At 70.7% G+C, this 20,815-nt stretch carries 18 protein-coding genes and 2 tRNA genes; 14 read left to right on the top strand and 6 right to left on the bottom strand.

Going from position 1 to position 20,815, the window contains the following annotated elements; translation table 11 throughout:
* Positions 1-15: 15 nt before the first annotated feature.
* The 9 genes from ACIBD9_RS10000 (at position 16) to ACIBD9_RS10040 (ending at position 12,388) form a co-directional block, all read left to right on the top strand.
* Positions 16-624 (top strand): EboA domain-containing protein, encoded by a 609-nt coding sequence (locus ACIBD9_RS10000; protein WP_387172044.1) that lies wholly within the window; start codon positions 16-18, stop codon positions 622-624.
* The gene (locus ACIBD9_RS10005) at positions 625-1,482 is read left to right on the top strand and encodes a TatD family hydrolase (protein ID WP_396716255.1); all 858 of its coding nucleotides are present in this window, start codon (positions 625-627) and stop codon (positions 1,480-1,482) included.
* Entirely contained in the window at positions 1,482-2,681 is a 1,200-nt protein-coding gene (eboE, locus tag ACIBD9_RS10010) for a metabolite traffic protein EboE (protein ID WP_396716257.1), read from the top strand. Before ACIBD9_RS10005 ends, eboE begins: the two co-directional genes overlap by 1 nt.
* Positions 2,678-4,093: an alkaline phosphatase family protein gene (locus ACIBD9_RS10015; protein WP_396716259.1), complete on the top strand. Its 1,416-nt coding sequence runs from the start codon at positions 2,678-2,680 to the stop codon at positions 4,091-4,093. Before eboE ends, ACIBD9_RS10015 begins: the two co-directional genes overlap by 4 nt.
* The gene (locus ACIBD9_RS10020; RefSeq protein WP_396716261.1) at positions 4,090-5,157 is read left to right on the top strand and encodes a polyprenyl synthetase family protein; all 1,068 of its coding nucleotides are present in this window, start codon (positions 4,090-4,092) and stop codon (positions 5,155-5,157) included. Before ACIBD9_RS10015 ends, ACIBD9_RS10020 begins: the two co-directional genes overlap by 4 nt.
* Before the next feature lie 217 nt (positions 5,158-5,374).
* Positions 5,375-8,230, top strand: a complete 2,856-nt coding sequence (locus ACIBD9_RS10025; RefSeq protein WP_396716263.1) for a PQQ-dependent sugar dehydrogenase — start codon at positions 5,375-5,377, stop codon at positions 8,228-8,230.
* Positions 8,231-8,305: 75 nt separating this feature from the next.
* On the top strand, positions 8,306-10,414 hold the full coding sequence (locus ACIBD9_RS10030; protein ID WP_396716265.1) for a ThuA domain-containing protein: 2,109 nt from the start codon (positions 8,306-8,308) through the stop codon (positions 10,412-10,414).
* Positions 10,415-10,664: 250 nt separating this feature from the next.
* Complete coding sequence (locus tag ACIBD9_RS10035; RefSeq protein ID WP_396716267.1) at positions 10,665-11,168, top strand: sensor histidine kinase; 504 nt, start codon at positions 10,665-10,667, stop codon at positions 11,166-11,168.
* Positions 11,169-11,380: 212 nt separating this feature from the next.
* A complete protein-coding gene (locus ACIBD9_RS10040; protein ID WP_088949630.1) occupies positions 11,381-12,388 on the top strand; it encodes a sugar phosphate isomerase/epimerase in 1,008 nt (335 codons plus the stop codon).
* 64 nt (positions 12,389-12,452) lie between these two features.
* On the opposite strand, the gene ACIBD9_RS10045 is transcribed toward ACIBD9_RS10040, so the two are convergent.
* A complete protein-coding gene (locus ACIBD9_RS10045; protein ID WP_334509634.1) occupies positions 12,453-12,857 on the bottom strand; it encodes a hypothetical protein in 405 nt (134 codons plus the stop codon).
* A 262-nt stretch (positions 12,858-13,119) separates the two neighbouring features.
* On the opposite strand from ACIBD9_RS10045, the gene ACIBD9_RS10050 reads away from it, so the two are divergent.
* From ACIBD9_RS10050 to ACIBD9_RS10065, 4 genes are all read left to right on the top strand, one after another.
* Positions 13,120-13,192 (top strand) — tRNA-Asn (locus ACIBD9_RS10050).
* Between the two features lie 157 nt (positions 13,193-13,349).
* On the top strand, positions 13,350-15,467 hold the full coding sequence (locus ACIBD9_RS10055; protein WP_396716269.1) for an MMPL family transporter: 2,118 nt from the start codon (positions 13,350-13,352) through the stop codon (positions 15,465-15,467).
* The gene (locus ACIBD9_RS10060) at positions 15,457-16,695 is read left to right on the top strand and encodes an FAD-dependent oxidoreductase (RefSeq protein WP_396716271.1); all 1,239 of its coding nucleotides are present in this window, start codon (positions 15,457-15,459) and stop codon (positions 16,693-16,695) included. Before ACIBD9_RS10055 ends, ACIBD9_RS10060 begins: the two co-directional genes overlap by 11 nt.
* A gap of 121 nt (positions 16,696-16,816) precedes the next feature.
* Positions 16,817-16,893, top strand: a tRNA-Ile gene (locus tag ACIBD9_RS10065).
* 235 nt (positions 16,894-17,128) lie between these two features.
* On the opposite strand, the gene ACIBD9_RS10070 is transcribed toward ACIBD9_RS10065, so the two are convergent.
* A complete protein-coding gene (locus ACIBD9_RS10070; RefSeq protein WP_396716273.1) occupies positions 17,129-17,731 on the bottom strand; it encodes an HAD family hydrolase in 603 nt (200 codons plus the stop codon).
* An 89-nt stretch (positions 17,732-17,820) separates the two neighbouring features.
* Complete coding sequence (locus tag ACIBD9_RS10075; protein ID WP_396716275.1) at positions 17,821-18,165, bottom strand: hypothetical protein; 345 nt, start codon at positions 18,163-18,165, stop codon at positions 17,821-17,823.
* 88 nt (positions 18,166-18,253) lie between these two features.
* Between ACIBD9_RS10075 and ACIBD9_RS10080 the strand changes: the two genes are divergently transcribed.
* A complete protein-coding gene (locus ACIBD9_RS10080; RefSeq protein WP_396716277.1) occupies positions 18,254-18,949 on the top strand; it encodes a cytidylate kinase family protein in 696 nt (231 codons plus the stop codon).
* Positions 18,950-19,017: 68 nt separating this feature from the next.
* On the opposite strand, the gene ACIBD9_RS10085 is transcribed toward ACIBD9_RS10080, so the two are convergent.
* Genes ACIBD9_RS10085 through ACIBD9_RS10095 form a run of 3 tightly spaced genes read right to left on the bottom strand, consistent with a single transcriptional unit; the run spans position 19,018 to position 20,782 of the window.
* Positions 19,018-19,470 carry a hypothetical protein gene (locus tag ACIBD9_RS10085; RefSeq protein ID WP_396716279.1) on the bottom strand — a complete coding sequence of 151 codons (453 nt, stop codon included), beginning with the start codon at positions 19,468-19,470 and terminating at the stop codon, positions 19,018-19,020.
* A 57-nt stretch (positions 19,471-19,527) separates the two neighbouring features.
* On the bottom strand, positions 19,528-20,160 hold the full coding sequence (locus tag ACIBD9_RS10090) for a dihydrofolate reductase family protein (RefSeq protein WP_396716280.1): 633 nt from the start codon (positions 20,158-20,160) through the stop codon (positions 19,528-19,530).
* A gap of 37 nt (positions 20,161-20,197) precedes the next feature.
* Positions 20,198-20,782, bottom strand: coding sequence for a hypothetical protein (locus ACIBD9_RS10095; protein ID WP_396716282.1), 585 nt, complete (start codon positions 20,780-20,782; stop codon positions 20,198-20,200).
* Between the last annotated feature and the right edge of the window lie 33 nt (positions 20,783-20,815).

The following is a 20,815-nucleotide window of genomic DNA, read 5'->3' on the forward strand; positions in this document are numbered from 1 at the left end:
AGGGGAGGAGACGGGATGACACCGGATTCACTACGGGCCGCGCTGGGAGGCGTACCCGATCCCGATTGGCTGGACACGGCGCTGCGCCGGGTCACCACCGAGCCCACCGCGATCACCCGGCTCTTTCCCGCCGTCGGCCGACGCTGCGGTCGGGCCGCGCTGCCCGACGCCCCCGGCTGGACCGCCGACGACGCGGCCCGGGTGCTGCTGCTCACCAGCCTGCCCGGTGACCACGCGGCGTACGCCGAGCGCCTCTACCAGCACGGTGACGCGGCCGAACGACGAGCCGTGCTGCGCGCCCTGCCGCTGCTGCCGATCGGCGCCGACGCGGTGGCGTTGCTGCACGACGCGATCCGGACCAACGACACCCGGCTGGTCGCCGCCGCGCTCGGCCCGTACGCCCGGCACCTCGACCCGGCCGCCTGGCGACAGGCGGTCCTCAAGTGCGTGTTCAGCGGAGTACCCCTGGCCGCCGTGGCCGACCTGGACACCCGGGCGGACGGCGAGCTGGCCGCGATGCTGGCCGCGCTGGCCGCCGAACGGCACGCCGCCGGCCGGGAGCTGCCCGCCGACGCCACCGACCTGCTCGACCGGCTCACCGCCGCACTGCCCCGGGAGGCGTGAATGCGCATCTTCGACCCCCACATCCACATGACCTCACGCACCACCGACGACTACGAACGGATGGCCGCCGCCGGGGTACGCGCGGTGGTGGAGCCGGCGTTCTGGCTGGGTCAGCCCCGCACCAGTGCCGCCTCGTTCACCGACTACTTCGACTCGCTGATCGGCTGGGAGCCGTTCCGGGCCGGGCAGTTCGGGGTGCGCCACTTCGCCACGATCGCGCTGAACCCCAAGGAGGCCAACGACCCGCGCTGCCGCCCCGTCCTCGACCTGCTGCCCCGCTACCTGGACAAGGACGCGGTGGTGGCGGTCGGCGAGATCGGGTACGACTCGATGACGCCCGAGGAGGACGAGGCGTTCGCGGCGCAGCTCGCCCTCGCGGTGGCGTACGACCTGCCGGCGCTGGTGCACACCCCGCACCGGGACAAGGCGCGCGGCTGCGAGCGGACCCTCGCCGTGGTCGCCGAGTCCGGCATCGACGCGGGTCGGGTGGTGGTCGACCACCTCAACGAGGTGACCGTCAAGCTGGTCCGCGACAGCGGCTGCTGGTTGGGTTTCTCCATCTACCCGGACACCAAGATGACCCCGCAGCGGATGGTCGAGCTGCTGCGGGAGTACGGCACCGAACGGATGCTCGTCAACTCGGCGGCCGACTGGGGGCGCTCCGACCCGCTACTGACCCGGGCCACCGGCGAGGCGATGCTGTCGGCCGGCTTCAGCGACGACGACGTCGACAAGGTGCTGTGGCGAAACCCGGTGGAGTTCTACGGGCAGTCGGGGCGGCTCGACCTCAGCGACCTGGACGTCGCCGCCGCCGTGGACCCGCAGACCGGCAACTCGATCCTGCGCGGCGGCAGCTGATGCGGCTGCGACATGCCGGCGGCGAGACCGTCCACCTGGGCTACTGCACCAACGTGCACCCCGCCGAGGACCTCGCCGGCATCCTCGGTCAACTGGACACCTACGCGGTGCCGGTCCGCGAGGCGCTCGGCAGCGACCTGCTCGGGCTCGGCCTGTGGCTGGCCGCCCCGGTCGCCGCCGAGCTGGCCGCCGACCCGACGCTACGCCGCCGGTTGCGCACCGAACTCGACGCGCGCGGGTTGGAGGTGGTCACCCTCAACGGCTTCCCGTACGCGGCCTTCCAGGCGCCGGTGGTCAAGCAGGACGTGTACCACCCGGACTGGACCACCGAGCAGCGCCTGACGTACACCCTGGACCTGGCCCGGGTGCTCGCCGACCTGCTGCCCGACGACGCCGCCCGGGGCTCGATCTCCACCCTGCCGCTGGCCTGGCGGCAACCCTGGGACACCGGCCGGGCCGACGCGGCCCGACGCCGGCTGGACCAGCTCGCCGCCGGCCTGGCCACGGTGCAGCGCGACACCGGCCGCGAGGTGCGCATCGCCTTCGAGCCGGAGCCCGGCTGTGTGGTGGAGAGCACCGGTCAGGCGGCCGAGCTGCTGTCCGGGATGGACACCGACCGGCTGGGTGTCTGCGTCGACCTGGCCCACCTGGCCTGCGCCTGGGAGGAGCCGGCCGAGGCGTTGGACCGACTGCGGGCGGCCGGACTGCCGGTGGTGAAGGTGCAGGTCTCGGCCGCCGTCGAGGCCGCCGACCCGGAGGGCGGGGCCGAGGCGTTGCGCCGCTGGGTGGAGCCACGCTTCCTGCACCAGACCCGGGGCGCCGGTTGCGCCGGTCTGGCCGACCCGGCCGACCCGGCGTACGCGGCCGACGACCTGGACGAGGCACTGGACCGGGCGCTGCCCGGCCCGTGGCGGGTGCACTACCACGTGCCCCTGCACGCCCCACCCGAGGAACCACTCGGCTCGACCCTGCCGGTGCTCCGCGCGGCCTTGAGAGCGCTCTTCGACGGCCCGACCGCCGGGTGCGACCACCTCGACGTCGAGACGTACACCTGGGGGGTGCTGCCGGCCGCACGACGGCCCGGCACCGACGCGGAGCTGGCCGCCGGCATCGCCGCGGAGCTGGCCTTCGCCCGGGACGAACTGGTCGGCCTCGGGCTGACCGCAGAGCGAACCGTGAGCATGGGGGTGACGCGATGAGCCGGCGACTGGTGGTCCTCGACGTGGTGGGGTTGACGCCCCGACTACTGGCGCACATGCCTCGACTGCGGGGGGTCGCCGACGGCGGCTTCCGGGCCGAGCTGGGCACCGTACTGCCCGCGGTGACCTGCTCGGTGCAGTCCACCTTCCTCACCGGCGAGCCGCCCAGCGGGCACGGGATCGTCGGCAACGGGTGGTATTTCCGGGAGCTGGGCGAGGTGCTGCTGTGGCGGCAGCACAACGCGCTGGTCGGCGGGGACAAGCTCTGGCAGGCCGCCCGTCGGGCCGAGCCCGGCTACACCGTGGCCAACGTCTGCTGGTGGTACGCCATGGGCGCGGACGTCAACTGGACGGTGACGCCCCGCCCGGTCTACTACGCCGACGGGCGCAAGGAACCGGACTGCTACACCGACCCGCCGGAGCTGCACGACGCGCTCACCGGGCGGTTGGGCACGTTCCCGCTCTTCACCTACTGGGGGCCGACGGCCGGGCTGCCGTCGTCGCGGTGGATCTGCCAGGCCGCCGAGCAGATCCTCGCCGACGTGTCACCCGACCTGACCCTGGTCTACGTTCCGCACCTGGACTACGACCTGCAACGCTTCGGTCCCTCGTCGGCGCAGGCCGCCGCGGCGGCAGCCGAGCTGGACGCGGTGCTCGGCCCGCTCCTGGACGCCGCCCGGGCGCGGGACGCCACAGTGGTGGTGCTGTCCGAGTACGGCATCACCGACGTGTCCCGGCCGGTGGACGTCAACCGGTTGCTGCGCGCCGAGGGGCTGTTGCACGTGCACACCCAGGCGGGCATGGAGTACCTCGACCCGTGGACGTCGAAGGCGTTCGCGGTCGCCGACCACCAGATCGCGCACGTCTACGTCAAGGATCCGGCCGACGTGCCGGCGGTGGCGAAGCTCTGCGCCGGCCTGCCCGGGGTGGCCGAGGTGCTCGACGCCGAGGGCAAGGCCGCGCACGGGCTGGACCATCCGCGCGCCGGTGAGCTGGTGCTGGTGGCCGAGCCGGACGCCTGGTTCACCTACTACTACTGGCTGGACGACGCCAACGCGCCCGACTTCGCCCGGCTCGTGGAGATCCATCGCAAGCCCGGTTACGACCCGGCGGAGCTGTTCTTCGACCCGGCCAACCCCGGTGCCGCGAAGGCCCGCGCCGGGGTGGCCCTGGCCCGCAAGAAGCTCGGCATGCGCTACCTGATCAGCGCTGTCGGCCTGGACGCCGGCGCGCGGGCGGTGCGCGGCTCGCACGGGCGGCTGCCGGACGACCCGGCGGACGGCCCGGTGCTGCTCTGCTCCGACCCGAGCGCGGCCCGGGACAAGATCGCGGCGACCGAGGTCAAGGCGCTGCTGCTGGAGCTGGCCGGGCTGAGCCCCGGCGGTGCGGGCGGCTCGGGGGAGGGGGCATGACGGTCACCGTCGCGCCCACCGACGCCAGCGAGCTGCGGGCACGCTTCGACGCCGAACTGGCCGGGTTTCTCAGCCGGCAGGGCCCGGACTGGCCGGATGGAGCGCCGCGAGGCGTGTTCACCGCGCTGCAACGGTTCGTGCTGGCCGGTGGCAAGCGGTTGCGACCGCTCTTCTGCTACTGGGGCTGGCGCGGTGCCGGGGCGGCCGACGGCACCCCGATCGTGGTGGCCGCGGCGGCCCTGGAGCTGTTCCACGCGTTCGCGCTGATCCACGACGACATCCTGGACGGCAGCGACCGCCGCCGGGGTGAGCCGTCGGTGCACCGGCTCTTCGCCGACCTGCACGCCCGCTCGTCGTGGCGTGGTGACCCCGAGGCGTACGGCCGCAACACCGCGCTGCTCTGCGGAGACCTCTGCGCGGCCTGGTCGGATCAGATGTTCCACGAGTGCGGCCTGAGCACCGAACAGGTGCACCGGGGGTACGGCGTGTTCGCGCTGATGCGTACCGAGGTGATCGCGGGGGAGTACCTGGACCTGGTGTCGGGCGTGGGCGACGGCTCGGTGGCCAGCGCGCTCACCGTGATCCGGATGAAGGCTGCCCGCTACACCGTCACCCGGCCGTTGCAGATCGGCGCGGCCTTGGCCGGCGCGGGGCCGGAGCTGATCGCCGCGCTGGGCGAGTTCGGTGACCCGCTGGGTGACGCGTTCCAGCTCCGCGACGACGTCCTGGGCGTGTTCGGTGACCCGGCGGTCACCGGGAAGTCGGTCCTGGACGACCTGCGTGAGGGCAAGCCCACGGTCATGATGGCGCTGGCCCGCAGCGCCGCCGACCGGCCGCAGACCATCCGGCTGCGGGAGCTGTTCGGCAACCCGGCGTTGGACGCCGACGGCGCGGCGGAGCTACGCGACATCATCGAGGCGACCGGTGCGCGGGAGCGGATCGAGCAGATGATCCGGGTCCGCACCGAGGCCGCGCTCTCCGCCCTGCAGAGCGCCATGGTGGCCGACGAGGCCCGCGCGGCCCTGGTTGCGCTGGCCGGGCAGGCGATCGACCGACGCGCCTGACCGGCGACTTTCGATCAAATCGACAAAAGTTGATGCTGAACCGCCGGAAGGTATGGACACATCGACACGTGCGACTTAGTGTCGTGACCAACACGACAATGTTTCGTCGAGGTGAACCGGCGGCGCGGTAACCCATCGACCCCCATCACCGCTACGGCATCCGGCGCGACGGCGCGCGCCCGGCCTGGCAGTCACTCGTCAGGAAGGGACAGCACAGATGTCCATGAAGGACGCTCCCAGACAACGGTCCCGACGATGGTTCTCCGCCGGATCAGCGCTGCTGCTGGCGGTCGCCGCCGGCACGGTCACACTCGCCGCCGGGGCGGCCCCCGCCCAGGCGCACACCATCGTCGCCAGCGACTTCCAGCAGGTCGAGCTGGCCCGCGGTGTGACCGACATGGGTGAGCCGATGTCACTGGCGGTGCTGCCGGACCGCTCGGTCCTGCACACCGCCCGCAACGGCACCCTGCGCCGCACCGACGCGAACGGCACCACCTCCGTGGTCGGCACCCTGTCGGTCTACCAGCACGACGAGGAGGGGCTGCAGGGCGTCGGCGTCGACCCGGGCTTCGCCAGCAACCGCTACATCTACCTCTACTACGCCCCGCCGCTCTCCACCCCCGGCGGCGACGCGCCGGCCACCGGCACCGACTTCTCGGCCTTCGACGGGGTCAACCGCCTCTCCCGGTTCACCCTCAACTCGGACTTCACGCTCAACCAGTCCAGCAAGGTCGACGTCCTCGACGTCCCGGCCAGCCGTGGCATCTGCTGCCACGTCGGCGGTGACATCGACTTCGACGCCGCCGGCAACCTCTACCTGTCCACCGGCGACGACACCAACCCGTTCGAGTCGGCCGGCTACTCACCGCTTGACGAGCGGACCAACCGCAACCCCGCGTACGACGCGCAGCGCAGCGCCGGCAACACCAACGACCTGCGCGGCAAGATCCTGCGGATCAAGGTGAACGCCAACGGCACCTACTCCATCCCGTCGGGCAACCTGTTCGCCCCCGGCACGGCCAAGACCCGGCCGGAGATCTACGCGATGGGGTTCCGCAACCCGTTCCGGATCAGCGTCGACAAGGCCACCGGTGTGGTCTACGTCGGTGACTACGGGCCGGACGCCGGCTCCACCAGCTCCACCCGGGGGCCGTCCGGCCAGGTGGAGTTCAACCGGGTCGCCGCGCCGGGCAACTACGGCTGGCCGTACTGCACCGGCACCAACACCTCCACCGAGACGTACAACGAGTTCGACTTCGGCACCAACGCCAGCGGCGCGAAGTACAACTGCACCGGCGGGCCGACCAACAACTCGTTCCGCAACACCGGCCTGACCACCCTGCCGCCGGCCCAGCCGGCCTGGATCCGGTACGCAGGCGACGCCGGCACCCCGACCGAGTTCGGCGGTGGCTCCGAGTCGCCGATGGGCGGCCCGGTCTACCGGTACAACGCCTCGTCGACCTCCACCACCAAGTTCCCGCAGTCGTTCGACGGGCAGTTCTTCGCCACCGAGTTCGGCCGGGGCTGGATCAAGCCGATCCACGTCAACTCCGACGGCTCCCGGGGCACCATCGACACCTTCCCCTGGGTCGGCAAGCAGGTGATGGACTCGGCGTTCGGTCCGGACGGCGCGTACTACGTGCTCGACTACGGCACCGGTTACTTCAACGGTGACGCCAACTCGGCGCTCTACCGCTTCGACTACGTCGGCGGCGGCAACCGGGCGCCCACCGCGAAAGCCAGCGCCAACCGCACCTCTGGTGCCGCCCCGCTCGCGGTGACCTTCTCCTCGGCCGGCTCGTCCGACCCCGAGGGCGGCGCGTTGACCTACTCGTGGGCGTTCGGCGACGGGACCACCTCGACCGCTGCCAACCCGACGAAGACCTACAGCGCCAACGGCACCTACACCGCCACGCTGACCGTGCGGGACCCGCAGGGCGCCACCGGCAGCAGCAGCGTGCAGATCAGCGTCGGCAACACCGCGCCCACCGTCACGATCAACAACCCGGGCAACGGTCAGCTGTTCAGCTTCGGGGACACGGTGCCCTACAGCATCACGGTGACCGACCCGGAGGACGGCACCATCGACTGCACGAAGGTCAAGATGACCTACGTGCTCGGGCACGACCAGCACGGGCACCAGATCACCTCGAAGACCGGTTGCTCGGGTTCGATCACCATCCCGGTCGACGGTGAGCACGACGACGCGGCGAACATCTTCGCGATCTTCGACGCCGAGTACACCGACGCCGGTGGGCTGACCACGCACACCCAGCACACGCTGCCGCCGCGGCACCGCCAGGCCGAGTTCTACGGCACCTCGTCCGGTGTCAACGTGTTCAGCAAGACCCCGGCCGAGGGTGGCAAGACCGTCGGTGACATCAACAACGGCGACTGGATCGCGTTCCAGCCGTACCGGCTGGGCAACGTGACCTCGTTCAACGCCCGGGTCTCCTCGGCGGGTGCCGGTGGCACCCTCCAGGTCCGGGCCGGCTCGGCCACCGGCACGGTGCTCGGCTCGGCCACGGTCCCGGTGACCGGCGGCTGGGAAACGTTCACCACGGTCACCGGGACGATCACCAGCCCGCCGACCGGCACGACCACGCTCTACCTGACCTTCGCCGGGTCGGGCACCGGGGCGCTGTACGACCTGGACGCCTTCACCTTCGTCACCGGGACGCCCCCGGCCGGTGGGGCCGGGCCGATCACGGGCCTGGGCGGCAAGTGCCTGGACGTGCGCAACGCCGCCACCGCCGACGGCACGCAGATCCAGATCTACACCTGCAACGGCAGTGCCGCGCAGACCTGGGCGGTCACCCCCAACTCCACCATCAAGTCGTTGGGCAAGTGCCTGGACGTGTCGGGTGGCGCCACCGCCGACGGCACCAAGATCCAGCTCTGGACCTGCAACGGGACCGCGGCCCAGAACTGGGCCGCCCAGGCCGACGGCACGCTGCGTAACACGTCGTCGGGCAAGTGCCTCGATGTCTCCGGCAACAGCTCCGCTGACAGCACGGTGGTCCACCTCTGGACCTGCACCGCCGCCGCCAACCAAAAGTGGACCCTGCCCTGAGCTGGCTGGAGGGGCCCTTCGACAGCGCCTAGTGTGGTGCGAGGGGCCCCTCCTAACCGCAATTAGGAGAGCGATATGCGCAGACGCCTGCGACCCGTCCTCGGTGCGGCCATGGCCGCACTAGCCGTCATCGCCTGTACCACCCCGGCCACCCCGGCCAGCGCCGCCGACGCCCCCTACGACGTGCTGGTCTTCTCCAAGACCGCCGGTTTCCGGCACGACGCGATCCCGGTCGGCATCCAGACCATCCGCGACCTGGGCGCGGCGAACAACTTCACCGTCACCGCGACCGAGGACGCCGCCGCGTTCACGACGAGCAACCTCAACCAGTACGAGGCTGTCGTCTTCCTCAACACCACCGGCGACGTGCTCAACGCCAGCCAGCAGACCGCCTTCGAGTCGTACATCGGCTCGGGCCGCGGGTACGTGGGCGTGCACGCGGCAGCCGACACCGAGTACGACTGGCCGTTCTACGGCAACCTCGTGGGGGCGTGGTTCGCCTCGCACCCCGCGATCCAGCAGGCCAACATGAAGGTGGAGGACCGGGGTCACGCGGCGACCGCGCACCTGCCGCAGACCTGGATCCGCACCGACGAGTGGTACAACTACCGCACCAACGCCCGGTCGAGCGCTCACGTGCTGGCCACCCTGGACGAGTCGTCGTACTCCGGCGGCGGGATGGGCGCCGACCACCCGCTGAGCTGGTGCAAGAGCTACAGCGGCGGCCGGTCCTTCTACACCGGCGCGGGGCACACCCAGGCGTCGTACGCGGAGTCCGGGTTCCGGAACCACCTGCTCGGCGGCATCCGGTACGCCTCCGGTCGGAGCAAGGCCGACTGCCGGCCCGAGACCGGCTACACCCCGCTGTTCAACGGCTCGACGGCCGGTTGGTCTCAGGCCGGCCCGGGCAGCTTCACCAACTCCGACGCCACCCTGACCTCGGTCGGCGGCATGGGGCTGTACTGGTACAACGCCAAGCAGTTCACGAACTACTCGTTGAAGCTGGACTGGAAGCTGGCCGGTGACGACAACTCCGGCATCTTCATCGGGTTCCCACCGTCGAGTGACCCGTGGTCGGCGGTGGACAACGGTTACGAGATCCAGATCGACGCCACCGACGCGGCCGACCGCACCACCGGCGCGGTCTACACCTTCAAGTCCGCCGACATCGCCGCCCGTGACGCGGCGCTGAACGCGGCGGGGGAGTGGAACACGTACGAGCTGCTGGTCGAGGGCGAGCGGCTGCAGATCTTCCTCAACGGGGTGAAGATCAACGACTTCACCAACACCAACCCGGTCCGCTCGCTGGCCGGTCACATCGGCATCCAGAACCACGGCACCGGTGACGACGCCTCCTTCCGCAACATCCGGATCAAGGAGCTGGGCACCACGCCGCCGCCCACCGGCACGATCCAGGCCGAGGCGTTCAGCTCGGCCAACGGCGTCTCCGCGTTCACCAAGGCGGGCGCCAACGGTGGGCAGACCATCGGCTACATCGACCCGGGCGACTGGGCCGCGTACAACGGGGTCGACCTGACTGGGGTCACCTCGTTCACGTCCCGGGTCGTCTCCGGGGGCGCGGGTGGCACCATCCAGGTGCGCACCGGCTCGGCGACCGGCCCGGTGCTCGGCTCGGTCGCCGTGCCCAACACGGGCAGTTGGACGACCTACGCCAACGTCACCACGGCGCTGTCCAACGTCCCGTCCGGCACCCAGAACCTCTACCTCACCTTCACCGGTAGCGGCACGGGGCTGTTCGACGTGGACGACTTCACCCTGGTCAAGGGCAGCGGGGGCGGCACCGGGGTCGGCCCGATCAAGGGTCTCGCCGGCAAGTGCCTGGACGTGCGCAACGGCGCCACCGCCGACGGCACCCAGATCCAGATCTACACCTGCAACAGCAGCACGGCGCAGACCTGGACCGTGACGCCGAACTCGACGATCAAGGCGCTCGGCAAGTGCCTGGACGTCTCCGGCAGTGGCACCGCCGACGGCACCAAGATCCAGCTCTGGACCTGCAACGGCAGTGGCGCGCAGAACTGGGCGGCCCAGTCCGACGGCACCCTGCGCAACCCGTCGTCGGGCAAGTGCCTGGACGTCTCCGGCAACAACTCCGCCGACAGCACCATCGTGCACCTCTGGACCTGCCTCAACGCGGCCAACCAGAAGTGGACCCTGCCCTGACCGACTGAGCCTGGAGGGGCCGCCGCTTCCGGCGTCGGCCCCTTCGGGCACCCGGCCCGGGTGCCGACGTAGCCCGGCCGGCGTGCCCTGGCGGCCGACGCGACGGCGGGTCGGGAAGCGGTGTCCCGCACGAGCGTGATGCCTCTGAGTCATCTTGATGACTCAGAGGCATCACGCTCGTACTTATTCGCCCGCCGACCCGCGGATGCCCGCGGCCCGGCTCACAGCCGGCTGCCGTACCTTGACCTGCATGGGGTTGTTGGCGCAGTGGCGTGGGACGGTGCTGGCGCGGGGCCATCAGCTGCTCGGTGCGCTGGGCCGGCCTGACGAGCCCGACGACCCGTCCGAGCCGGCGCCCAGCCTGAACCGTCTCGGCGCGTTGGTGGAGGGCTTCACCGCCGGTCAACCGGTGCGGTGGTCCATGGCCGGGCAACCCCGGCCGCTGCCCGGCCCGGTCGACGTGGTGGCGTACCGGATCATCGAGGAAGCGCTCACCAACGCCTGCCGGCACGCGCCGGGCGCCCCGGTCGGGGTCCGCCTGCGCTACGACGCCGCGGGCATCACCATCGAGGTCCGCGACGAGGGCGCCGGTCCCACTCCGTCCGGCGGTGGCACGCCGGCCGCCGGTCGTGGTCTGCTGGGGGTACGCAGGCGCGCCGAGCGGCTCGGCGGCACGTTCTCGGCCGGCCCGCGCGCCGGTGGCGGCTTCACCGTACGGGCTGTCCTGCCCGCACCCGAGGAAATGATCGGATGATCGGCCGACCCCAGGGCTTCCCCGATGGGGTAGTGCGGAAATAGGGTGGGGGGCGGCTACCGTGCTGGTGGCCGGTGACCCGGTGGGAGGCGCAACCCGCCGAGCTCAGGTGTGTTCCGCACCCACCGGTGACCGCCCGCGTGCCGCGTACGTCCGGTCACCCTCGCCCCGGTCCGCACATGGAATCCCCATCACAACAGGGGAGAAGGACAATGGCGCGACCCATCACGCTCTTCACGGGCCAGTGGGCCGACCTTCCGTTCGAGGAGGTCTGCCGGCTCGCCTCCGAGTGGGGCTACGACGGTCTGGAGATCGCCTGCTGGGGCGACCACTTCGAGGTCGACAAGGCGCTCGCCGACGACTCGTACGTCGAGCGCAAGCGGGAGACCCTCGCGAAGCACAACCTTGAGGTCTTCACGATCTCCAACCACCTCGTTGGTCAGGCGGTCTGCGACCACCCGATCGACGAGCGGCACCAGGACATCCTGCCCGGCCGCATCTGGGGCGACGGGGAGCCCGAGGGGGTTCGTCAGCGGGCCGCCGAGGAGATCAAGGACACCGCGCGGGCGGCGGCGAAGCTCGGGGTGAAGACGGTCGTCGGCTTCACCGGTTCGTCGATCTGGCACACCCTCGCGATGTTCCCGCCGGTGCCGCCGTCGATGATCGAGCGCGGCTACCAGGACTTCGCCGACCGGTGGAACCCCATCCTCGACGTGTTCGACGAGGTGGGGGTGCGGTTCGCGCACGAGGTGCACCCGAGCGAGATCGCGTACGACTACTGGACGACGAAGCGGACGCTGGAGGCGATCGGCAACCGGCCCGCGTTCGGGCTGAACTGGGACCCGTCGCACTTCGTGTGGCAGGAGCTGGACCCGGTGAACTTCATCTTCGACTTCGCCGACCGCATCTACCACGTGGACTGCAAGGACGCGAAGGTGCGTACCGGGGATGGCCGGCGTGGCCGGCTCGCCTCGCACCTGCCCTGGGCCGACCTGCGGCGCGGGTGGGACTTCGTCTCCACCGGCCACGGCGACGTGCCCTGGGAGGACTGCTTCCGCGCGTTGAACGCGATCGGCTACACCGGCCCGATCTCAATCGAGTGGGAAGACGCCGGCATGGACCGGCTGGTCGGCGCCCCGGAGGCGTTGCAGTTCGTCCGCCGGCTCGCCTTCGACGCACCGAGCGCCGCCTTCGACGCGGCGTTCAGCAGCAAGGACTGACCGCACGTCGGACAGACCACGGGCCGGTCGCCCTGCGGCGACCGGCCCGTCGACGTGCGATGGGTCAGAGCGTGCTGGCGTTCGTGCCCGAGCCGGACGGCTTGGTGCGGGGGTTCGTGGACGACGGCGACCCGGAGGTCGTGCCGACCGTGCTGGTGCCCGCCTTGGCGCCCACGGTGGCGGGCGTGCCGGCGAACGCGTCGTCGGCGGCGGTCAGCTCCTGCTTGCCGGTGCTGCCGTTGCCGGTGCCCAGCTTCTCGCCCAGTTTGGTCTGGCCGAGCTTGTCCTTGCCCTCGCTGTAGAGCTTGTTGGCCTGGGCCTGCGCGACCCCGGCCGCCTCCTGGACGGTCGGGTGGTCGAGCACCTTGCGGCCCCGGACCACGAGCTCTTCGTACTTTTCCCGGCCGGCACGGGCGCCCAGGACGAATCCCGCAGCCAGCCCGCCAAGAAACATGATCTTTCCGCGCATGGCGGCTCCTTCCGTACCTGACGCGCCGTCGCCGCCGGCGAGTTGCCCCGTCGGAAGGCGACCTGTTCGCGCCTGCGTCCTCTGTCCGCAGCTAACTACCCATCCTGCTCTCCGCTCAAGCATGCTTGTGCCGGGATGGCGATTTACCCCTATTGTCAATGCGACGGCGGGGAGGGAACCCACTGGACCACCACCGGGGGAAGTCCTGTACTCTTGTCCCGTCGCACGGCGTCGGGGAGATCCGAAGTCGGGCGGAGCACGATCCCCTGTAGCTCAATTGGCAGAGCAGCCGGCTGTTAACCGGCAGGTTATTGGTTCGAGTCCAATCGGGGGAGCTTTTCCCACGTACGCCCGTCAGCCAACCGGCCGACGGGCGTTTTCGTGTGTGTGACCCGGTTTCACCCACCTGCGACCTGCTTGCCCGGCAGGATGGTCGATGTCGACTGAGGCTCCCGCTGCGTCGATTGATGCGTCGATCCTTGGGGTGAGTGCATGTCCGGACGAGGCGGCAAGGCCACGCTGATCGCGGTGGCGGTCGTGCTGGCCTGGCTGGTGATCGGCGGCGTGGCCGGCCCGTACGCGGGGCGCCTCAGCGAGGTCGCCACCAACGACAACGCCGCCTTCCTGCCCACCGACGCCGAGGCGACCCGCGCCCAGGACCTCGCCGGCGAGTTCGTCGACCGGCAGACCATCCCGGCGCTTGTCGTCTACGAGCGCCCCGCCGGGATCACCGACACCGACCGGCAACGGGTGAGCGCCGACGCCGCCCGGTTCGCCCAGATCCCCGGCGTGGTCACCCCCCTGCCCCCGCCCATCCCGAGCGACGACGGCCAGGCACTCCAGGTCGTCGTACCGGTGGACGACGCCGAGGGCGAGGAGATCGGCGCGGTCGTCGAGCAACTGCGCGACATCGCCGGCGGTGACCGGGGCGGCCTCACCGTGGACGTCGCCGGCCCGGCCGGCCTGCTCGCCGACCTGATCGAGGTCTTCTCCGCCATCGACGGACCACTGCTGCTGGTCACCCTGGTCGTGGTGCTGGTCATCCTGCTGATCGTCTACCGCAGCCCGGTCCTCTGGATCTTTCCGCTGCTCGCCGCCGGGATGTCGTACGCACTCGCCTCGGTCTTCGTCTACCTGCTCGCCGACGCCGACGTGGTCAAGCTCAACGGGCAGGCCCAGGGCATCCTCACCGTGCTGGTCTTCGGTGCCGGCACCGACTACGCGTTGCTGCTGATCGCCCGCTACCGGGAGGAGTTGCACCGGCACGACCGCCCGTGGGACGCCATGAAGACCGCCTGGAAGGGCGCCGCGCCGGCCATCATCGCGTCCGGCGGGACTGTCATCGTCAGCCTGCTCTGCCTGCTGCTGTCCAGCCTCAACTCCAACCGGGCGCTCGGCCCGGTCGCCGCCATCGGCATCGCCGCCACCCTGCTGGTGATGCTCACCTTCCTACCCGCGCTGCTGGTGCTCGGCGGGCGGTGGGCGTTCTGGCCCCGCCGGCCCCGAGCCGACCAGGCCGACCCGCGGGCCGAACACGGCATCTGGAGCCGCGTCGCCGGCTTCGTGGCCCGGCACGCCCGCCCGATCTGGCTGAGCACCGCCGTCGTGCTGGCCCTGCTGACGCTCGGCCTCACCCAGCTCGGCGCCACCACCCTCGGCCAGTCGGATCTGTTCACCCAGCGCACCGACTCGGTGGACGGCCAGGAGGTGATCTCCCGGCACTACCCGGCCGGCACCGGCAGCCCGGCCACCATCTTCACCACCGAGCAGACCGCCCGACAGGTCGCCCAGGTGGCGAAGGACGTGCCCGGCGTTGCCGACGTCCGCCCCCTCACTGCCGGCCCGCAAACCGGCCCGCCCGATCCGAGTGCCGCCCCGAAGGTCGTCGACGGGCGGGTGCAACTGGACGCGACCCTGGCCGACCCACCCGACAGCGACGGCGCCGAGCGGACCATCCGCGAGCTGCGGGTGGCCGTACACCAGGTGCCCGGCGCGGACGCGGTGGTCGGCGGCTTCACCGCGATCAACGTGGACACCTCGGACGCCGCGAAGCGCGACCAGAACGTCATCATCCCGGTGGTGCTGGTGGTCATCGCGGTGATCCTGGCCCTGCTGCTGCGTGCGCTGCTCGCCCCGCTGCTGCTCATCGCCACCGTGCTGCTCAGCTTCGCGGCGACCCTCGGCCTCTGCGCGCTGCTGTTCCGCCACGTCTTCGACTTCCCCGGCGTGGACTCGTCGTTCCCGCTGTTCGCGTTCGTCTTCCTGGTCGCGCTCGGCATCGACTACAACATCTTCCTGATGAGCCGGGTCCGCGAGGAGTCGGTCAAGCGCGGCACCCGCGCCGGGGTGCTCGCCGGCCTCGCCGTCACCGGCGGTGTGATCACCTCCGCCGGCATCGTGCTCGCCGCGACCTTCTCCGCCCTCGCCGTCCTGCCCCTGGTGATACTCGTCGAGTTGGGTACGGCCGTCGCGATCGGGGTACTGATCGACACCATCATCGTCCGGTCGCTGCTGGTACCCGCACTCGCGTACGACATCGGGCCGAAGATCTGGTGGCCGGGCCGGTTGTCCCGGGCGACCGGTGAGCGGGAGGCGCGCGGTGCTGGCTGAAACCGATGTGGTCATCGTCGGCGGCGGCCTGGCCGGCCTCGCCGCCGCCCGCCGGCTGCACCGCGCCGGCGTGCCCTGGCGGCTGGTCGAGGCCGACGGCCGGCTCGGCGGCCGGGTCGCCACCGACGTGGTCGACGGTTACCTCATCGACCGGGGCTTCCAGGTGCTCAACACCGCCTACCCCCGCCTCGGCACGCTGCTCGACACCGACCAGCTCAACCTCGGGTACTTCACCTCCGGTGTGCTGGTCCGCAAGGGCGACAACCTGCTGCGGCTGGTCAACCCGCTGCGCGAGCCGACCGGCGGGCCCGGCACGGCGCTCGCCGGCGTCGGCTCCCTGCTCGACCGGCTGCGCTTCGCCGCGCTCGCCACCGGCAGCGCCACCCTGCCCGCGTCCCGGCTGCTCGCCGCGCCGGAGACCAGCACCGAGACGGCGCTGCGCCGCGCCGGCCTCTCCGACGCGATCATCGAGGAGCTGCTGCGACCGTTCCTGTCCGGTGTGTTCATCGAACGGGAACTCTCCACCTCCAGTCACGTGCTGGCGATGGTGCTGCGCTCCTTCGCCCGCGGCCGGATCGGCCTGCCCGCCGAAGGTATGGCCGCGCTGCCCCGGGCCATCGCCGCACCGCTGCCCGCCGACCTGCTCGACCGGGACACCCCGGTCGCGGAGGTCACCTCGGGCCGGGTCCGCACCCAGGCCGGCGACATCCGCTGCCGGGCCGTCGTGGTCGCCGTCGACCCGCCCGCCGCGGCCGCGCTGCTGCCGGCCCTGGCGAGGGTACGCATGCACAGCTACACCACCTACTACCACAGCGCCCCCGAGCCGCCGCTCACCGAGCCGATCCTGCTCGTCGACGGCGACCGACGCGAACTCGTCGCCAACACGGTGGTGCTCAGCAACGCCGCCCCGACGTACGCGCCCACCGGACGGCACCTGATCGCCACCTCGGTGGTCGGCCCGACGGCCCCACCCGAGCCGACCATCCGGGCCGAGCTGACCCGGCTGTACGGCCGCTCCACCGCCGACTGGACCCACCTCACCACCGTTGCCATCCCGGAGGCGCTACCCGCCGCCCCACCGCCGCAGGGGCGGCTGCGCAAGCCGGTGGCGATGGGGGAGGGCCTGTTCGTGGCCGGCGACCACCGCGACAGCCCATCGATCCAGGGCGCCCTCACCAGCGGCTGGCGCGCCGCCGGCGCCGTGCTCGACGAGCTGCGCGCCGGCTGACAGGCGTACCCGAGCACGCTGTTATATTCCTGTTGCCCATCGTGCTGGTGCAGGCGTGGGCGCCGGCCGGCTCGGTGCTGGCTGCTGACCGCCGAGCGGGATAAGATCCGGCGCGGTGTTCGGGGCGGTAGCTCAGCCGGTTAGAGCAGGGGACTCATAATCCCTCGGTCGCGGGTTCGAGTCCCGCCCGCCCCACCAGCCGTTCTACCTGGTCAGCCATGCTGCCACCGACCCGGACGGACCGCATCAAGGTCCGGACCAGCGCCCTCAGGCCGCAGCAGCACGACCCGTAGCCCTACCGGAAGCCGGGCAATCCGGGACCTCGCCAGCCTCTTCACATACCGAGGATCACCGGGGGCCGCTGTCGTCCCTGCGGCCAGCTCCCGACAAGCCACACCCCGCACCGCAGCTTGTCGCCCGGCATTGTCCGCGCTCACGGTGCCAGGAGCCTGTTCAGCGCAGCGCCCAACTCAGCGGGGTCGCTGAACCGTATCGCGGTAATGCCCAACTCCTGGGCGCCGGCAACGTTCGCGGCCTTGTCGTCGATGAACACCGCCTCGCTCGGGGCGCTGCCCATCAGGTCAAGTGCCCGGTTGAACACGCCCGGATCGGGCTTGGTAGCTCCAAGCCGACAAGAAAAGAGCAGGGCATCGAAGCGGGAGGCAACCTGGGGGAGCACATCCGGGAGCGCATCCAGAAGCAGCGGATCATTGTCCGTGAGCAGGGCCGTTCGCAGCGGGCGCAGGCCGTCCACCAGTTCCAGCACCTGCGGATCCGGATCGAAGGCACGGCACCAGATCTCGTGGAGCTTCGCGAGATCCCCCCGGTATCCCAGACCCTCCCGAACTGTGCGGTGGATCTCCGCCGACGAGCCGAGGCCGCGATCCCACCGTTCGATGAGCCCGGACGCGTACAGCACGCTCTCGACCTGTTCGGCACTTACCCCACACGCCTCGCCGAGAGCGGCCAGTCGCAGTTCTGGACGGAACCGGCAGACCACACCTCCGAGGTCGAAGAAGATCACCTTTGGCGGCATGCGCTGACGATAGGCCCCACCACGCGTAGCGCGGCCAGTTCGCCCCAGCGCAGGATGCTCCGAAACGCGACGCGCGATTGTCAGGCGTGTCAGGACCAGTTGAACATTCGCACTGGCAGGAGTACGAGAACGACGGTCGCAGCGATGGCCAGCAGAACGCGCACCGTGCGAAGACCTCGCCACCACGGGATAACCCAGAGCAGCAACCACATGGCGCCCGAGATGACCACATGTGCGCCGACCACCCCGAGGCTGGTCTCCTCGCACATGTTTTCAGCGATGGCCTTCTTGCACAGCGCCGGCGGGCCGTTGTGGTCCACGAGGCTTCCCAACACCCCGATGAAGCAGGCCAATACTGGAGCCGTTACCAGGGTGAGCAGCGGCGTGACCAGCCACCCGGCGAGGTCACGGTGCCGGTCCACCAGCCGTCCCACTGGCGGAACGCTACAGCCAGACATCGACAATTCTCAAGCTGCTGATGCTTCGGCCCCCCCGCGCCAATAGACCCGGCAGGATGGTGGCATGGTCCAAGGCACTCGCGACGAGCTGATCGGGCGTTTGGCTGAGGCAGTCGGGGCCATCGCAGTCGCCCACCCGACGAGGGTTGCCGTCGACGGACCGCCCGCCGCCGGCAAGACCACCCTCGCCGACGAGTTGGCCGTCGTCCTGCGCGAGCAGGGCCGTGACGTCATCCGCGCCACGATCGACGATTTCCTCTTCCCCCGGGCGCAGCGCTATCCGCGCGGCGAGTACTCGGCCGAAGGCTGTTACCACGACGCCCACGACAACGACGCGCTGAACAGGGTCCTGCTCGATCCGCTCGGGCCGGAGGGGGATCGACGCATCCAACCCGCGGTCTACGATCGCGCCTCGGATGCCGTGCTGTCCCCGCCGGTCATGACTGCCCCGGCCGACGCCGTGCTCGTCTTCGACGGCGTCTTCCTCCTGCGCCCCGAACTGATCGACCGGTGGGACCTGCGCATCTTCGTGTCGACGGCACTGGAGAAGACAGTGGATCGTGCCCTGATCCGAGAGCGCCGGGCGTCAACTCGGGCCGACATCGAACGACGCTGGCGCGAGCGGTACATCCCCTCGCAGCAGCTCTACTTCGCTACGGCCCGCCCGACCCAGCATGCCGACATCGTCGTGCACAACGACGAGCCCCAGCGGCCGGTCTGGGAGACCGCCCGACGAGAAGCGCCGGCAGCCGGTGAGTGAGAGCCACGCCGATGGGAGATCCACATACTCGCCGAACGGCTCGATGAATCCATCCCAACCGTTCCAACTCAGCCGACGATGAGCAGCAACACCTGGTCGTCGCGGAGGTCGGAGATGCAGTCGCGCAACAGCCTCAACGTTTCCAGACCGGCTGTGCCGCTCTCCTCGAAGTCCATCCCCATCTCCTCGAAGTGGGCGACCAACTCCTCCTCGCGGTGCTGGGCGGGGTCGAGCTGATCCAATAGCCCTGGGGCGGGAGTGATGAGCGTGGTCAGGCCGTACGCGCTGGTGATGGCCTCCGACTCGGCATTGAACTCCGGCGGCTCCAGGTCGATGCCGCGCTCCTCCAGATAGGTCAGGACGTAGAGCATGCAGTACCCGGACCAGTCGTACTCCTGCCGCGTCTTGCTCCCGTGTTCCGCCAGGTACGCGCGGAACGACGATGGCGATGTGCGGGCCAGGCGGGTCAGCTCGGTGATGCCCTCCCTGGGGACCACTGTCAGTGACGCGATAGCAGACAACGCATCCTCCGTCGTACGACTCTGCCGCTCCGGCTTGCCGCCGGCTCGTCGGGCAGGCTACTGAGGGGGAGTGACGAGCACGCGGTAGGTGACGTGCAGGACGGTGCTTGCCGCACGCGCCGTCACATGTTCGAGGTTCAGCGGCGGGACGCCCTCGAACAGCCGCACGCCGGCGCCGAGGGTGGCCGGCACGATGTGCAGCCGCAGTTCGTCGACCAGACCGGCGGCGAGATACTGGTTGATGGTGGTGGCACCGCCGTGGATCGAGACGTCGCCGTCACCGGCCGCCGCGCGGGCCTGTGCGAGCGCCGCCTCGATGCCGTCGGTGACGAAGTGGAAGGTGGTGCCGCCCTTCATCGGCTGCGGCTCGCGCGCGTGGTGGGTGAGCACGAAGACCGGGGTGTGGAACGGCGGATCCTCACCCCACCAGCCGTTCCACTCCCGATCCCACTCGCCACGGATCGGGCCGAACATGTTGCGCCCCATGATGACGGCGCCGGCGGCGCCGATCTGGTCGACCTCGGCCCGGTTCTCGTCGCCGAAGTCGAACATCCAGGAATGCAGCCGGCCGCCCCAGCCGTCACCGCCGTCGTCACCGAACGGGCGTTCCTCGCTCTGGTTCAGCCCGGCCGAGTACCCGTCGGCCGATATGGTCTGGTCGACGATCACCTTGCCGTTACGTGTGGTCATTGCGCACTCTCCATCGACGTCGGTGTGTGCCGGGTAGTCAGCGTATGGCCGCGATGATCAGTGCGATGCCCACGCCGACGTCGACGACCGCGCAGAACTGCGCCCACGAGCGACTCACCACCAGGTTGACGCGGTAGTGGTAGGCGTCCCAAAGGCCGTGTGCCAGGAAGCCGACACCCGCCACTGCGGTGCCGACCTGCGGTTGCGTCGCCGCGGTCAGCAGAGTGATCGCGCCGAAGACCACCATGCCGGCCGTCTGCACCGAGAACGTCCGGACCGGGCTGAACCGACGTCGAGTTGCCGCCCAGACCCACAACGGCACCAACAGCAGTGTCATCCCGACCGCCGGGTCGACCGGCAGCGCGAGCAGCCGTGCCAGCAGGTGCAGGCCGGTCACCACGGCGCTCAGGATGACGAATGCCAGCCACGCGGTCCACGGCCGGCCGAGGGCGTACGCCATGAGGTAGATACCGGCCATGGTGGCCACCGCCGGCCCGAACAGCTCCGCCTGCTCGTTCACCAGGGCGATCACGGTGGCCGCACCCGCGACGACGACGAGCGCGACCGCGATCGGCCACCGGGCGGCCAGTCGCGGCCTGCGCACTGACGACTGTTCAGTCATGGCCACGATCCTGGCGGCATCGCCGCGATCGGC

Source organism: Micromonospora sp. NPDC050784 (genome assembly GCF_044456765.1).
Classification (GTDB): Bacteria; Actinomycetota; Actinomycetes; order Mycobacteriales; family Micromonosporaceae; genus Micromonospora; species Micromonospora foliorum.